11 protein-coding genes are annotated in these 13,714 nt (G+C 65.5%); 10 read left to right on the top strand and 1 reads right to left on the bottom strand.

Annotated elements, in window-relative coordinates; all coding sequences use genetic code 11:
* Positions 1-17: 17 nt before the first annotated feature.
* The 8 genes from GTZ97_RS04925 (at position 18) to GTZ97_RS04890 (ending at position 9,809) form a co-directional block, all read left to right on the top strand.
* Positions 18-800 carry a 3-hydroxybutyrate dehydrogenase gene (locus tag GTZ97_RS04925; RefSeq protein WP_161649440.1) on the top strand — a complete coding sequence of 261 codons (783 nt, stop codon included), beginning with the start codon at positions 18-20 and terminating at the stop codon, positions 798-800.
* Positions 767-2,875: a bifunctional tRNA (5-methylaminomethyl-2-thiouridine)(34)-methyltransferase MnmC2/FAD-dependent 5-carboxymethylaminomethyl-2-thiouridine(34) oxidoreductase MnmC1 gene (gene mnmC / locus GTZ97_RS04920; protein ID WP_161649438.1), complete on the top strand. Its 2,109-nt coding sequence runs from the start codon at positions 767-769 to the stop codon at positions 2,873-2,875. Before GTZ97_RS04925 ends, mnmC begins: the two co-directional genes overlap by 34 nt.
* Before the next feature lie 77 nt (positions 2,876-2,952).
* Positions 2,953-3,384 carry an RNA-binding S4 domain-containing protein gene (locus GTZ97_RS04915; RefSeq protein ID WP_161649437.1) on the top strand — a complete coding sequence of 144 codons (432 nt, stop codon included), beginning with the start codon at positions 2,953-2,955 and terminating at the stop codon, positions 3,382-3,384.
* A gap of 107 nt (positions 3,385-3,491) precedes the next feature.
* The gene (grpE, locus tag GTZ97_RS04910) at positions 3,492-4,031 is read left to right on the top strand and encodes a nucleotide exchange factor GrpE (RefSeq protein ID WP_161649435.1); all 540 of its coding nucleotides are present in this window, start codon (positions 3,492-3,494) and stop codon (positions 4,029-4,031) included.
* Positions 4,032-4,158: 127 nt separating this feature from the next.
* Positions 4,159-6,096, top strand: a complete 1,938-nt coding sequence (gene dnaK / locus GTZ97_RS04905; RefSeq protein ID WP_161649434.1) for a molecular chaperone DnaK — start codon at positions 4,159-4,161, stop codon at positions 6,094-6,096.
* 103 nt (positions 6,097-6,199) lie between these two features.
* Positions 6,200-7,339, top strand: coding sequence for a molecular chaperone DnaJ (gene dnaJ / locus GTZ97_RS04900; protein ID WP_161649432.1), 1,140 nt, complete (start codon positions 6,200-6,202; stop codon positions 7,337-7,339).
* A 201-nt stretch (positions 7,340-7,540) separates the two neighbouring features.
* A complete protein-coding gene (locus GTZ97_RS04895) occupies positions 7,541-9,184 on the top strand; it encodes a tetratricopeptide repeat protein (RefSeq protein ID WP_161649431.1) in 1,644 nt (547 codons plus the stop codon).
* A gap of 1 nt (position 9,185) precedes the next feature.
* Positions 9,186-9,809 (top strand): sensor histidine kinase, encoded by a 624-nt coding sequence (locus GTZ97_RS04890; protein WP_161649429.1) that lies wholly within the window; start codon positions 9,186-9,188, stop codon positions 9,807-9,809.
* A gap of 45 nt (positions 9,810-9,854) precedes the next feature.
* On the opposite strand, the gene GTZ97_RS04885 is transcribed toward GTZ97_RS04890, so the two are convergent.
* Positions 9,855-12,128 carry an arginine/lysine/ornithine decarboxylase gene (locus tag GTZ97_RS04885; protein WP_161649427.1) on the bottom strand — a complete coding sequence of 758 codons (2,274 nt, stop codon included), beginning with the start codon at positions 12,126-12,128 and terminating at the stop codon, positions 9,855-9,857.
* A gap of 206 nt (positions 12,129-12,334) precedes the next feature.
* Between GTZ97_RS04885 and GTZ97_RS04880 the strand changes: the two genes are divergently transcribed.
* The gene (locus GTZ97_RS04880; protein WP_161649426.1) at positions 12,335-12,775 is read left to right on the top strand and encodes an NfeD family protein; all 441 of its coding nucleotides are present in this window, start codon (positions 12,335-12,337) and stop codon (positions 12,773-12,775) included.
* Positions 12,776-12,778: 3 nt separating this feature from the next.
* A complete protein-coding gene (locus GTZ97_RS04875) occupies positions 12,779-13,693 on the top strand; it encodes an SPFH domain-containing protein (RefSeq protein WP_161649424.1) in 915 nt (304 codons plus the stop codon).
* Positions 13,694-13,714: the final 21 nt, after the last annotated feature.

Here is a 13,714-nt window from a genome sequence, read left to right as displayed (position 1 = left end):
CCAACTGGAGGCCCTGGATGTTGAAAGGAAAAACCGCGCTCGTGACCGGATCCACCAGCGGGATCGGCCTGGGCATCGCCGAAAAGCTCGCCGCGCAGGGGGCCAATGTCATTCTCAACGGCTTTGGCGATGCCGAAGGGCCGCAGGCCGCCATCCTGGCAGCTGGCCAGGCCCACGGCGTGCGTGCGGGCTACCACGGCGCGGACATGAGCAAGCCGGCCGAGATCGAGGCGATGTTTGCCTATGCCGAGCGCGAGTTCGGCGGCGTAGACATCCTCGTGAACAACGCCGGCATCCAGCATGTGGCGCCGGTGGAACAGTTCCCGGTCGAGAAATGGGACGCGGTGATTGCCATCAACCTGAGCTCAGCCTTCCACACCACCCGTCTGGCCATGCCTGGCATGCGCGCGCGCAACTGGGGCCGCATCATCAACCTGGCCTCGGCCCATGGGCTGGTGGCTTCGGCCGGCAAATCGGCTTATGTGGCGGCCAAACACGGGCTGGTCGGCCTGACCAAGGCCGTGGCGCTCGAGACGGCCACCACTGGCGTGACGGTCAATGCCATCTGCCCCGGCTGGGTGCTGACGCCGCTGGTGCAAAAGCAGATCGACGCCAAGGCCGAGCGCGAAGGCGTCTCGCTGGACGAGGCGCAGAAAGGCCTGCTGGGCGAGAAGCAGCCCTCGCTGCAGTTCGTGACGCCGGCACAACTGGGTGAACTGGCGGTGTTCTTGTGCTCGCCCGCGGCCGACAACGTGCGCGGCGCAGCATGGAACGTGGATGGCGGCTGGCTGGCTCAGTGACCGGCCCGCTGTCCACCGCCACGCTCGGGGCCAGCCCGAGCGGCCATGCGCCTGACGTACCCTACTCGCCGTTGTATGACGACGTCTACCACGCGGCTGCCGGCGCCTGGCCACAGGCTCGCCATGTGTTCCTGGGCGGCAACGGCTTGCCGGCGCGTTGGCAAGGCCAGCCGCGCTTCACCGTCCTGGAGACCGGTTTCGGTCTGGGCAACAACTTTCTGGCGACGTGGGCCGCATGGCTGGACGACCCGGCACGCTGTGACCAGCTCGTCTTCATCTCCGTTGAGAAGCACCCATTGACGCAGGCCGACCTGCGGCAGGTGCATGCCATCTCCGGCCTGCCGGCCGACGACCCGGATGCCGGCCGGCGGGCCGAACTGGGTGCGCGCCTGGCGGACGCCTGGCCTGTGTTGACCCCCGGCTGGCATCAGCGGCGTTTCGCCGATCCCAGTCGACCGGGACAGGCCGTGATCCTGATGCTGGGGCTGGGCGACGTGGCTGAGTTGCTGCCCGGTCTGATGGCAGCGGTGGACGCCTTCTATCTCGACGGCTTCGCGCCGGCCAAGAACCCTGAGATGTGGCAGCCTGACAGGCTGGCGCGCTTGAACCGGCTCGCCGCGCCGGGCGCCACCGCGGCCACCTGGTCGAGCGCCCGCCCGGTGCGCGACGGTTTGGCCCAGGCTGGCTTCGTGGTCGCGCGGGCGCCCGGTTTTGCGGGCAAGCGCGACATGGTGCGCGCGGCGTTCCGTCCCCGGCATGTACCCGAGCCGGCGCCAGGCGGGCTGTGGCCCGCACCCCACGCCGATGCGCGGCGCGCGGTGATTGTGGGGGCCGGGCTGGCCGGCTGTGCCGCAGCCTGGGCGCTGTGCCGGCAAGGCTGGGCGGTCACACTGCTGGATCGCCACGTTGCCCCCGCCAGCGAAGCGTCTGGCAACCCTGGCGGGCTGTTTCACAGCGTGCTACACAACGAAGACGGCATCCATGCCCGCGCGCACCGCGCCGCCGCGTTGGCCACATGGACAGTGGTCCAGCAAGCGGTGCGCGATGGTGTGGCGGGTAGCGGCCAGGGGCTGTTGCGCCTGGACGCGAGGCAGAACGCCGCAGATGCGGGCGCCCTGCTGACTCGCCTGGGCCTGCCACCCGACCATGTTCAATGGCTGGATCAAGGCGAAGCCGTCGCCCGCACCGGCATCCCCGTGCCCAGCGGGGGCTGGTTCTTTCATCAGGCGGGCTGGGTGCACCCGGCCGGCCTGGCCGCCTGGTTTCTGGACCAGGCCAGATCCGCCGGCTGCGATGGCGCCGCCCTTCAATGGCGCGGAGAAGCAGAAGCTGCCAGCCTGAGGCGCACCGAAGCGGGCGAGTGGGTGATCTGCGATATGGCCGGGCAGCCGCTGGCGCAGGCGCCCACGGTGGTGCTGGCCTGCGCCCACACCCTGCCAGGCCTGATCGTCGGTCTGCCCGAAGCGCACGCCTGCGCGGCCCCCCCCGTGTTGCCCGTGCGCGGTCAGGTGAGTTGGGGCAGCCAGCTGCCCGGGCAGCGCCAGCCTGCCGTGCCGGTGGCCGGCAGCGGCTACGCGCTCGGCTTGGACGCGCACACCCTGCTGTTCGGGGCCACCACCCAACACCATGACGCCGACCCGGCTGTGCGCGAGGCGGACCATCGCCACAACCTGCAGCAAGCAGTGCGGCTGGGCGCCGTGTCATCAGATGGGGCGGGCGATCCCCTGGCGCATGATCTGCTGCCCCATGGCCTGCACGGTCGGGTGGGCTGGCGCGCCACGACGCCAGACCGCTTGCCCCTGGTGGGTGCCCTGCCCTGGTCGGACAACCGGCTGAGCCGGCTTGCGAGTCGAGCCCGCCGCGATCAGGTTCGCCTCATCCCGCGCGAGCGGAACGCCCGAGGCGGGCTGTACGTGTTGTCGGGGCTGGGCTCACGCGGCATCACCTGGTCGACCCTGGCGGGCGAGCTGCTGGCCCACTGGGTCACCGGCAGTGCATGTCCGGTCGAGGCCAGTTTGCGTGATGCGCTCGATCCGGCGCGCTTTCTGGCAAGGCAGCACCGCCAACAGGGCTGATGCGCCGCCGCACAATACGGGCAGCCGCACCGCCCGCCGTTTCCTGAGCGACAACAAAATCCGCGACCGACCCTGCCATGCCCGACGACACCCTGCCCCCGCTCCCCGGCCAGACGGAGCGCCTGCGCCTGGACAAATGGCTTTGGGCGGCCCGCTTCTACAAGACGCGCGGCCTGGCGGCCGACGAGATCGACAAGGGCCGCATCCAGGTGAACGAGCAAGTGGCCAAGGCCTCGCGCGAGTTGAAGGCGGGCGACCGGGTGGACATCCGCCAAGGTGCGCTGGTGCGAACGGTGATCGTGCAGGCATTGAGCACCGTGCGGGGCCCCGCGCCGCAGGCCCAGCGGCTGTATGAAGAAACCGCTGACAGCGTGGCGCGACGCGACGCCCACCAGGAGGCCCGCAAGCTGGCCGCCGAACCGGCCGAATCCATTGCCCACGGGCGCCCCACCAAGCGAGACCGCCGCACCCTTGGCGACTGGCAGCGCTGGTCAGCCAGCCTCGATTGAGGCATCTGTTACAAATCTCCTGTTTTTTTCGTGGACCGGGGGCTTGAAATCCTTCCGGGCGCCCTGACATGCCCAGGGTTTTCGCAAACCATCCCAGAACACCAACGATGAGCGACACCTCTCCCACCCCAGAGCAACAGGGCGCCGGCGCGCCGGAAGCCGCTACCGCACCAGCCGCGTCGGTCGAGCAGCAGCTGGCCGAACTTCAGGCCAAGCACACGGAAGTGTCGGACGCCTACCTGCGGGCCAAGGCGGAGGCCGAGAACATCCGCCGCCGGGCCGAGGAAGAGATCAGCAAGGCGCGCAAGTTCGCGGTGGAGTCGTTTGCCGAAAGCCTGCTGCCCGTGCGCGACAGCCTGGAGGCCGCCATCGCCACCCACGCTGCCCAGCCCGACGCTTCGGCCGAGACGGTGCTCGAAGGTGTGCACGCCACGCTGCGCCAGCTGATTTCGGCGCTCGAGCGCAACAAGGTGCTTGAGATCAACCCGGCCGCCGGCGAGAAGTTCGATCCCAACGTCCACCAGGCCATCAGCATGGTGCCGGCCGACCAGGAGGCCAACACCGTCGTGGGGGTGCTGCAGAAGGGCTACCTGATTGCCGAACGCGTGCTGCGCCCTGCGCTGGTGACGGTGGCCGCGCCGAAATGAGCGCCTGATTGATCACATGACGCCAGCAGGGGCTTGAAAATCCTGCCGGCAGACACATATCGACAACAAGCGGAAGCCGCAAGCGCTTCCAGATACACAGATTCAGATTCCCTAGGAGCACACCAACATGGGCAAGATCATCGGCATCGACCTGGGCACCACGAACTCGTGCGTGGCCATCATGGAAGGCAACACCACCAAGGTCATCGAGAACAGCGAGGGCGCGCGCACCACGCCGTCGATCATCGCGTATCAGGAAGACGGCGAGATCCTGGTGGGCGCCTCAGCCAAGCGCCAGGCGGTCACCAACCCCAAGAACACGCTGTACGCGGTGAAGCGCCTGATCGGCCGCAAGTTCACCGAAAAGGAAGTCCAGAAGGACATCGACCTGATGCCCTACACCATCACGGCCGCCGACAACGGCGACGCCTGGGTGGAAGTGCGCGGCAAGAAGCTGGCACCCCCACAGGTGTCGGCCGAAGTGCTGCGCAAGATGAAGAAAACCGCCGAAGACTACCTGGGTGAAGAAGTCACCGAGGCCGTCATCACGGTGCCCGCCTACTTCAACGACGCCCAGCGTCAGGCTACCAAGGACGCCGGCCGCATCGCCGGCCTGGAAGTCAAGCGCATCATCAACGAGCCCACGGCCGCGGCCCTGGCCTTCGGCCTGGACAAGACCGGCAAGGGCGACCGCAAGATCGCCGTGTATGACCTCGGCGGCGGCACGTTCGACGTGTCCATCATCGAGATTGCCGATGTGGACGGCGAGAAGCAGTTCGAAGTGCTGTCGACCAACGGCGACACCTTCCTGGGCGGCGAAGACTTCGACCAGCGCATCATCGACTACATCATTGCCGAGTTCAAGAAAGAGCAAGGCGTCGACCTGACCAAGGACGTGCTGGCCCTGCAGCGCCTGAAGGAAGCCGCCGAGAAGGCCAAGATCGAGCTGTCGAACTCGTCGCAGACCGATGTCAACCTGCCCTACATCACGGCCGATGCCACGGGCCCGAAGCACCTGAACATCAAGCTGACCCGCGCCAAGCTGGAAAGCCTGGTCGAAGAGCTGATCGAGCGCACCATCGCCCCCTGCCGCACTGCCATCAAGGACGCCGGCGTGGCCGTGGGTGACATCGACGACGTGATCCTGGTCGGCGGCATGACCCGCATGCCCAAGGTGCAGGAGAAGGTCAAGGAGTTCTTCGGCAAGGAGCCCCGTAAGGACGTCAACCCCGATGAGGCCGTGGCCGTGGGCGCCGCCGTGCAGGGCCAGGTGCTCTCGGGCGACCGCACTGACGTGCTGCTGCTGGACGTGACCCCGCTGTCTCTGGGCATCGAAACCCTGGGCGGTGTCATGACCAAGATGATCAGCAAGAACACCACGATCCCGACGAAGTTCGCGCAGACCTTCTCGACCGCCGACGACAACCAGCCGGCCGTGACCATCAAGGTGTTCCAGGGTGAGCGCGAGATGGCCTCGGGCAACAAGATGCTCGGCGAGTTCAACCTCGAAGGCATCCCGCCCGCACCGCGTGGCGTGCCCCAGATCGAGGTGGCCTTCGACATTGACGCCAACGGCATCCTGCACGTGAGCGCCAAGGACAAGGGCACCGGCAAGGAAAACAAGATCACCATCAAGGCCAACTCGGGTCTGTCCGAGGAAGAGATCCAGAAGATGGTGAAGGACGCGGAGTTGAACGCGGCCGAAGACAAGAAGAAGCTGGAGCTGGTGCAGGCCAAGAACCAGGGCGACGCCCTCGTGCACAGCGTGCGCAAGTCGCTGACCGAGTACGGCGACAAGCTGGATGCGGGCGAGAAGGACAAGATCGAAGCCGCGATCAAGGATGTCGAAGAAGCGCTCAAGGGCGAAGACAAGGACGACATCGAGGCCAAGACCAATGTCCTGATGACCGCCAGCCAGAAGCTGGGCGAGAAGATGTACGCCGACATGCAGGCCGCCCAGGGCGCCGCCGGTGCCGCGGAAGCCGGCCCCGAAGCCGCTGCCAGCAGCAAGCCGGCCGACGACAACGTGGTCGACGCCGAGTTCAAGGAAGTCAAGAAAGACTGACGCCTGAACCGGTGAACGCCCCCTGAGGCACAGGCCGTGTGAGACTCCTGCCTCACACCCTGTGCCTCTTCTGGCTTTCAGCAGCCCCTGAAAACCTCACATCATGGCAAAACGCGATTACTACGAGGTGCTTGGCATCGCCAAAGGCGCCTCGGACGACGACATCAAGAAGGCCTACCGCAAGCTGGCCATGAAGTACCACCCTGACCGCAATCAGGGGGACAAGGCCAAAGAGGCAGAAGAGAAGTTCAAGGAGGTCAAAGAGGCCTACGAGATGCTCTCGGACGCCAAGAAGCGCGCGGCTTACGACCAGTTCGGCCATGCCGGGGTCGACCCGAACGTGGGCGGCGGCCGCGGTGGCGCCGAAGGCTATGGCGGCTTTGCCGACGCGTTCGGCGACATTTTCGGCGACCTGTTCGGCCAGGGTGGCGGCCGTCGCGGCGGCGGTGGCCCCCAGGTCTACCGCGGCAGCGACCTGTCGTACGCGATGGAGATCACGCTCGAGGAGGCCGCCGTCGGCAAGGACACGCAAATCCGCATCCCGGCCTGGGAAGAGTGCGGGGCCTGTCATGGCAGCGGCGCCAAACCCGGCACCCAGCCCAAGACCTGCCCGACCTGCAATGGCTCGGGCACGGTGCACATGCGCCAGGGCTTCTTCAGCGTTCAGCAGACCTGCCCGCATTGCCAGGGCACGGGCAAGATCATTCCCGAGCCATGCACCACCTGTCACGGTCAGGGTCGCGTCAAGAAAACCAAGACGCTGGAGGTCAAGATCCCGGCCGGCATCAACGAAGGGATGCGCATCCGCTCAGCCGGCAATGGCGAGCCGGGCACCAATGGCGGCCCGCCGGGCGACCTTTACATCGAGATCCGCATCAAGCCGCACGATATCTTCGAGCGCGACGGCGACGATCTGCATTGCTCGGTACCGGTGCCGCTCACCACAGCAGCGCTGGGCGGCAGCATCGAGGTGCCGACCCTGGGCGGCAAGGCCGAGATCGACATTCCCGAGGGCACCCAGCACGGCAAAACCTTCCGGCTTCGTGGCAAGGGCATCAAGGGGCTGCGCTCCAGCTACCCAGGCGACCTGTATTGCCACATCGTCGTGGAGACCCCCGTCAAGCTCACCGAGCACCAGCGCAAGCTGCTCAAAGAGCTGGATGAGTCATTCCGCAAGGGCGGCGAAAAACACTCTCCCCACACGAAGAGCTGGACCGACCGGGTCAAGAACATCTTCAAGTGAGCCCCACGGAGAGCTGAGCCCAACCAGACAGAAAAGGCGCCCCACCGGCGCCTTTTTCTTTGGATGAAACTCACGGCCCGCGATTCATGATGCGGCAAGCGCCGCTCAAGTTTGGGGCGTTTCCGTCCGAAGAACGGATCACAGGCAGTTCGACCACGCGCAGTCAGCCCGACGCCCCCTTGACCCTTTCCCGGTAACGCCATGGCCACCACCGTGACCCCGTACTCCAATCTCACCGCACTCATCATCGATGACATGGCGGTGCAGCAAAGCACGCTTCGTGGTCACCTGGCCCTGCTGGGTATCTCGAAGGTCGAAGCCGTCTCGACACCGGACGATGCCTTGCGCAACCTGCGCAGCAAGCGCTACAACCTGATCTTGTGCGACTACAACCTCAACAGCAAGACCGACGGTCAGCAGTTGTTCGAGTACGCGCGCGAGCAAAAGCTGCTGCCGCCTGACACCCTGTTCTTCATGATCACGGCCGAGAGCAGCTATGCGTCCGTGGCGGCTGCTACCGAGCAGCACCCTGACGCCTACCTGCTCAAACCGATCACCGCAACCGACATCGAAGAGCGCCTCAAGGCCATGCTCGACAAGCGCGACGCGCTGCTGGCCGTGCACACGCGCCTGAGCAAGGACGACTTGCCTGGCGCCCTGACTGAATGCGACGCCGTGCTGGCGCGCAAGAACCGCTGGTACATGAGCGCGCTGCAGACCAAGGGCAGCGTGTTGCTCAAGCTGGGTCGGCACGAAGAGGCCAAGGCCGTCTACCGCGCGGCGCTGGAGTTGCGCAACGACCTGACCTGGGCACGACTCGGCCTGGCACGCGCGCACAAGGCTGCGGGCGAATTCGAAGAAGCCAAACAGCTCGCGCGCGACATCATCGAATCCCGTGAAGGCGAAAAAACGGTCGCCGCCTACGACGTGATTGCCGAATCCATGGAAGCCACCGGGGACCCGGAAGGCGCCATGTGGATTCTGCGCGATGCCGCGCTGGTCGTGCCCTCGGCACGTCGTCAACGTCTACTGGGCGAAAGCGCCTATCGCAACGGCGACCTCGACACCGCGCGTGACGCGTTGAGCAAGGCCACCAAGGCGAGCAAGGGCTCGGTGGTGGCACAACCTCAGGACAACCTGCTGCTGGCACAGACGTTGGTCGACATCGGCGCCCCGGTCGACGCCATGAAGGTGCTCAACGAAGGCCAGACCAGCTTCCGCAACAACCCTGCCTTCGACAGCGTGGCCCTGGCCATCCAGGCACAGGCCGAGGTCGTGGGTGGCCAGCCCGAACAGGCCGCCAAGACCATGGCCCGCGCACGAGAGACACTGCGCAAGGGCAAGGCCGACTTTGCCACCGTTGCGCTCGCCAAGGCAGAGATCATGACGGGCAACGAGGACGCCGGACTCAAGCTGCTCGGCACCGCCATCAGCGCAGACCACGAGAACCTGCGCATCAAGCAGATGATCAGCAAGGCACTGCGCGACACGGGCCACGAAGACAAAATCGAGGCCGTCATCGAATCTGCTGCGGCCGACCTGCAAAAGAAGGTAGCCGATGCACGACGCATGCTACGCGATAGCCGCGTCGACGAGGCGGTCACGACGATCGAAGCCGCGGTGAAGGAGTATCCGGAGAACACCGGCGTGCTGCTCCAGGCCGCTCAGATCAACTGTATGGCCTTGCGTCTCAAGAAAGACCTGGATTCCGCCCGCATCGAGCGCGTGCGCACCTACCTGACCCGCCTCGACAAACTGCTGCCCGGCCACGACCGCGTCAACACCATGCGCCGCTACTTCCGCGAAACCATCGGGATGCTTGAGCAAGCCTCCATGCAGAACTGACATGAGTGAAGCGCTCGCCCTCATCGCGCACGACCTGAAGAACGCCCTGGGCGGGCTGGAGTCTGAACTCGCGCAACTCATTGACGAGCCCACGCCGGTGCTGGCACAACGGGCGCACATTCATTGCACGGACCTGCGACGTCAGTTCATCCAGTTTCTGACCCTCTATGGCGCCGAGCGCGACGGTCTACGCGTCATGAGCGAGGATGAGTGCCCCCATGACCTGCTGGAAGCACTGACACGCATCTGGTACCTCAAGCTGCAGGCCGAGGACAGCCCGATCCGCATCGAGCTCGTCCCCCACCCGGACACGCCGCCCTTCTGGTACTTCGACCGTCGGCTGGTGCAACTGGCCCTGGACGCGGCCATCCACAACGCCATCCGCTTCGCCAACCGCGAGGTGAAGGTACAGGTCCGCGCGGTCGATGGCTGGCTTGTCTGGACGGTGCACGACGATGGCGCGGGCCTGGGCGCCACCGATCCAGGGCGACATCACGCCACCGGGCTGGGCACGGCGCTCGCCGAAGCCGTGGCCCATGCGCATCGCAATGGAGCGCGAGTGGGGAGCACGTCTCTGACCTCATCGCCCGAGCGAGGCACCCTGTTCACATTGATGCTGCCCTGAGCCAGCGCCGCTGCTGGTGGACGCGCCGCCCGGCGCACCCTCCCCTCAGTTGCCCACAGCGTCCTGCTTGACGCAGTCCACGTAGTAGCGCAGTGAGCCGTCGGGGCGTTCTTCGGCCACCAGGCCGTGCACGTCCGTGGCGAATCCGGGGAAGGCTGCGTTGAACACCTGCGTGAACTTCAGGAAGTCGACAATCTTCTTGTTGAAGCGCTCGCCCGGGATCAACAGCGGAATGCCCGGCGGATACGGCGTCAGCAGCGACGTGGTGATGCGGCCTTCCAGCGCCTCGATGTCAACGCGTTCGGTCTGGCGCCGTGCGATGCAGGCGTAGGCATCCGATGGCTTCATGGCCGGCTCCAGGCCCGACAAGTAAACCTCGGTTGTCAGGCGGGCGATGTCGCCCTTGGCGTAGGCCTCATGTACGCTCTGGCACAGGTCACGCAGGCCCATGCGCTCATAGCGCGGATGCTTGCGGCAGAACTCGGGCAGCACGCGCCAGATGGGCTGGTTTTTGTCGTAGTCGTCCTTGAACTGCTGCAGCGCGGTCAGCATCGTGTTCCAGCGGCCCTTGGTGATGCCGATGGTGAACATGATGAAGAAGCTGTACAGGCCGGTCTTTTCGACCACCACGCCGTGTTCGGCGAGGTACTTCGTCACGATGGCCGCAGGGATGCCGGCCTTGGCAAACTTGCCCGACACATCCAGGCCCGGGGTGATGATGGTCGACTTGATGGGGTCGAGCATGTTGAACCCGTCGGCCAGGTTGCCGAAGCCGTGCCACTTCTCGTTGGCCTTGAGCACCCAGTCCGACGGCTTGCCGATGTCGTCGGCGGCGATCTTGTCCGGGCCCCAGACCTTGAACCACCAGTCCTTGCCGTACTCTTTCTCGACCTTGCGCATGGCGCGGCGGAAGTCCAGCGCCTCTTTGATGCTCTCTTCCACCAGCGCGGTGCCGCCGGGCGGCTCCATCATGGCCGCAGCCACGTCACAGCTGGCGATGATCGCGTACTGCGGCGAGGTCGAGGTGTGCATCAGGTAAGCCTCGTTGAAGAGGTTGCGATCCAGTTGCACGTTCTGTGAATCCTGCACCAGCACGTGGGAGGCCTGCGAGATGCCGGCCAGCAGCTTGTGCGTGGACTGCGTGGAGTAAACCACCGCCTGCTTGGGACGGCCGCGGCCCTTGCCCATGGCGTGGTACATGCCGTAGAACTTGTGGAAAGCCGCATGCGGCAGCCAGGCCTCGTCGAAGTGGAGGTTGTCGATCCAGCCGTCCAGCGTGGCCTTGATGGTTTCGGTGTTGTAGAGCACGCCGTCGTAGGTGCTCTGTGTCAGCGTCAGGATGCGCGGCTTGACCTTTTTCGCGTCCACCCCCTTGAGCAGCGGGTTGGCGGCGATCTTCTTGCGGATGGTGGCTGGCTCGAACTCGCTCTTCGGGATGGGCCCGATGATGCCGAAGTGGTTGCGCGTGGGCGTCAGAAAGACGGGGATGGCACCCGTCATGATGATCGAGTGCAGGATGGACTTGTGGCAGTTGCGGTCGACCACGACCACATCGCCCGGCGCCACGGTGTGGTGCCAGACCATCTTGTTGGAGGTCGACGTGCCGTTGGTGACGAAGAAGCAGTGATCCGCATTGAAGATGCGGGCGGCGTTCTTTTCCGACTCGTACACCGGGCCGGTGTGGTCGAGCAGTTGGCCGAGCTCTTCCACGGCGTTGCACACGTCGGCGCGCAGCATGTTTTCGCCGAAGAACTGGTGGAACATCTGGCCCACCGGGCTCTTCAGAAAGGCCACGCCGCCCGAGTGACCCGGGCAGTGCCACGAGTACGAGCCGTCCTGCGCGTAGTCCATCAGCGCCTTGAAGAACGGCGGCGCGAGACCGTCGAGGTAGCTTTTGGCCTCACGGATGATGTGACGTGCCACGAACTCGGGCGTGTCCTCGAACATGTGGATGAAGCCGTGCAGCTCGCGCAGGATGTCGTTCGGAATGTGCTCCGAGGTGCGCGTCTCGCCGTACAGGTAGATCGGGATATTGTTGTTCTTGAAGCGGATTTCTTCAATGAACTTGCGCAGATTGACCACGGCCGGATCCAGTTCCGGTCCATGTGTGAACTCTTCGTCGTCGATCGACAGGATGAAGGCACTGGCGCGGCTTTGCTGCTGGGCGAACTGGGCCAGATCGCCATAGCTGGTCACGCCCAGCACCTCGAAGCCTTCCTTCTGAATGGCATCGGCCAGGGCGCGAATGCCCAGGCCCGAGGTGTTCTCGGAGCGGAAATCCTCGTCAATGATGACGATGGGGAAATGGAAACGCAGCATGGGCGACCCTTCAGGCAGCAGGATTCAGGCAGCAAAGACAACGCACGGGCGACCCGCGCGCAAGCGAGACGCGAAGTGTAGGGTTTTTGCGTGAAGTTTTGTCCTGTCAGGCATCAAGGCCCACCCCCAAGAGAAGGAGGCACATCTGACGACGCCGCGCCGCCCTGGCCCTACACTAGACCGCATCGTCTGCCCTGCTGTGCATCATGTCTGACTCGCTTGTCTGGTGGATTCTGGTTGGCGTCCTCGTGGCGCTCGAACTGGTGTCGGGATCGTTCTACCTGCTGATGCTGGCCCTGGGCGCCACCTTTGGCGGCGCGGCGGCGTGGCTGGGTCTGTCCTTGCCCTGGCAGATCACGGCAGCGGCCGTCGTGGGCGGGGGCGCCGTCTGGTATTGGCACCGCATCCGACAGAAGCGGCTGGATCACACCGCTCCCGCCGGGGCTACGGCGCCTGCCGGCGATCCGGATCACCTGGACGTCGGTGCCACCGTCATGGTGACCGCGTGGGGCGAGGACGGGCGCACACGCGTGCACTACCGGGGCTCAGACTGGACGGCCCTGCCCGCGCCCGGCAGCCAGCCGGTCACTGGCCCGCACCGCATCGTCGCGGTCGAGTCCAATCACCTCATCATCGAAAGGATCTGATCCATGGAAATCGCCATCATCCTGCTGGTCATCGCGGTCATCTTCGTGGCGAAATCGCTCAAGGTGGTGCCTCAACAGAATGCCTGGGTGGTCGAACGGCTGGGCAAGTACCACGCCACGCTGACCCCGGGCCTCAACATCATCGTGCCCTTCGTCGATCGGCTGGCCTATAAGCACTCGCTCAAGGAGATCCCGCTGGACGTGCCCAGCCAGGTCTGCATCACCAAGGACAACACACAGCTGCAGGTCGACGGCATCCTCTATTTCCAGGTGACCGATCCGATGCGCGCCAGCTACGGCTCGTCCGACTACATCTCGGCCATCACCCAGTTGGCCCAAACCACGCTGCGCAGCGTGATCGGTCGCATGGAGCTGGACAAGACCTTCGAGGAACGTGAGCTGATCAACGCCGCCGTGGTGGCCGCGCTTGACGAAGCGGCCTCGAGCTGGGGCGTGAAGGTGTTGCGCTACGAAATCAAGGATCTGACGCCCCCGGCCGAGATTCTGCGCGCCATGCAGGCCCAGATCACGGCCGAGCGCGAGAAGCGCGCCTTGATTGCCGCCTCCGAAGGCCGCCGCCAGGAGCAGATCAACATCGCCACCGGCGAACGCGAGGCCTTCATTGCCCGCTCCGAGGGCGAGAAGCAGGCCGAGATCAACAAGGCCCAGGGTGAGGCCGCCGCGATCACGGCATTGGCCGAGGCCACGGCGGACGCGCTGCGCAAGGTGGCGGCCGCCATCCAGTCGCCGGGCGGCCAGGACGCGGTGAGCCTCAAGGTGGCCGAGCGCGCGGTGGACGCCTTCGCGCAACTGGCCCAGAAGAACAACACCCTCATTGTTCCCAGTAACATGAGCGATCTGTCTGGCCTGATCGGCACCGCCATGACCCTGGTGCAGCGCGGCACCCCCAAGGCCTGACGCCCCGCTTCCATTCGCCCT

This window comes from Aquabacterium fontiphilum, assembly GCF_009909205.1.
Lineage (GTDB): Bacteria > Pseudomonadota > Gammaproteobacteria > Burkholderiales > Burkholderiaceae_C > Aquabacterium > Aquabacterium fontiphilum.
The sequence above is the reverse complement of the archived record's forward strand: the minus strand, read 5'-3'. Positions and strand labels throughout refer to the sequence as shown.

Bases quoted from the DNA above. Each gene is read 5' to 3' on its own strand.
- GTZ97_RS04925 (WP_161649440.1), top strand. From the start codon at position 18: ATGTTGAAAGGAAAAACCGCGCTCGTGACCGGATCCACCAGCGGGATC.
- mnmC (WP_161649438.1), top strand. From the start codon at position 767: ATGGAACGTGGATGGCGGCTGGCTGGCTCAGTGACCGGCCCGCTGTCC.
- GTZ97_RS04915 (WP_161649437.1), top strand. From the start codon at position 2,953: ATGCCCGACGACACCCTGCCCCCGCTCCCCGGCCAGACGGAGCGCCTG.
- grpE (WP_161649435.1), top strand. From the start codon at position 3,492: ATGAGCGACACCTCTCCCACCCCAGAGCAACAGGGCGCCGGCGCGCCG.
- dnaK (WP_161649434.1), top strand. From the start codon at position 4,159: ATGGGCAAGATCATCGGCATCGACCTGGGCACCACGAACTCGTGCGTG.
- dnaJ (WP_161649432.1), top strand. From the start codon at position 6,200: ATGGCAAAACGCGATTACTACGAGGTGCTTGGCATCGCCAAAGGCGCC.
- GTZ97_RS04895 (WP_161649431.1), top strand. From the start codon at position 7,541: ATGGCCACCACCGTGACCCCGTACTCCAATCTCACCGCACTCATCATC.
- GTZ97_RS04890 (WP_161649429.1), top strand. From the start codon at position 9,186: ATGAGTGAAGCGCTCGCCCTCATCGCGCACGACCTGAAGAACGCCCTG.
- GTZ97_RS04885 (WP_161649427.1), bottom strand. From the start codon at position 12,128: ATGCTGCGTTTCCATTTCCCCATCGTCATCATTGACGAGGATTTCCGC.
- GTZ97_RS04880 (WP_161649426.1), top strand. From the start codon at position 12,335: ATGTCTGACTCGCTTGTCTGGTGGATTCTGGTTGGCGTCCTCGTGGCG.
- GTZ97_RS04875 (WP_161649424.1), top strand. From the start codon at position 12,779: ATGGAAATCGCCATCATCCTGCTGGTCATCGCGGTCATCTTCGTGGCG.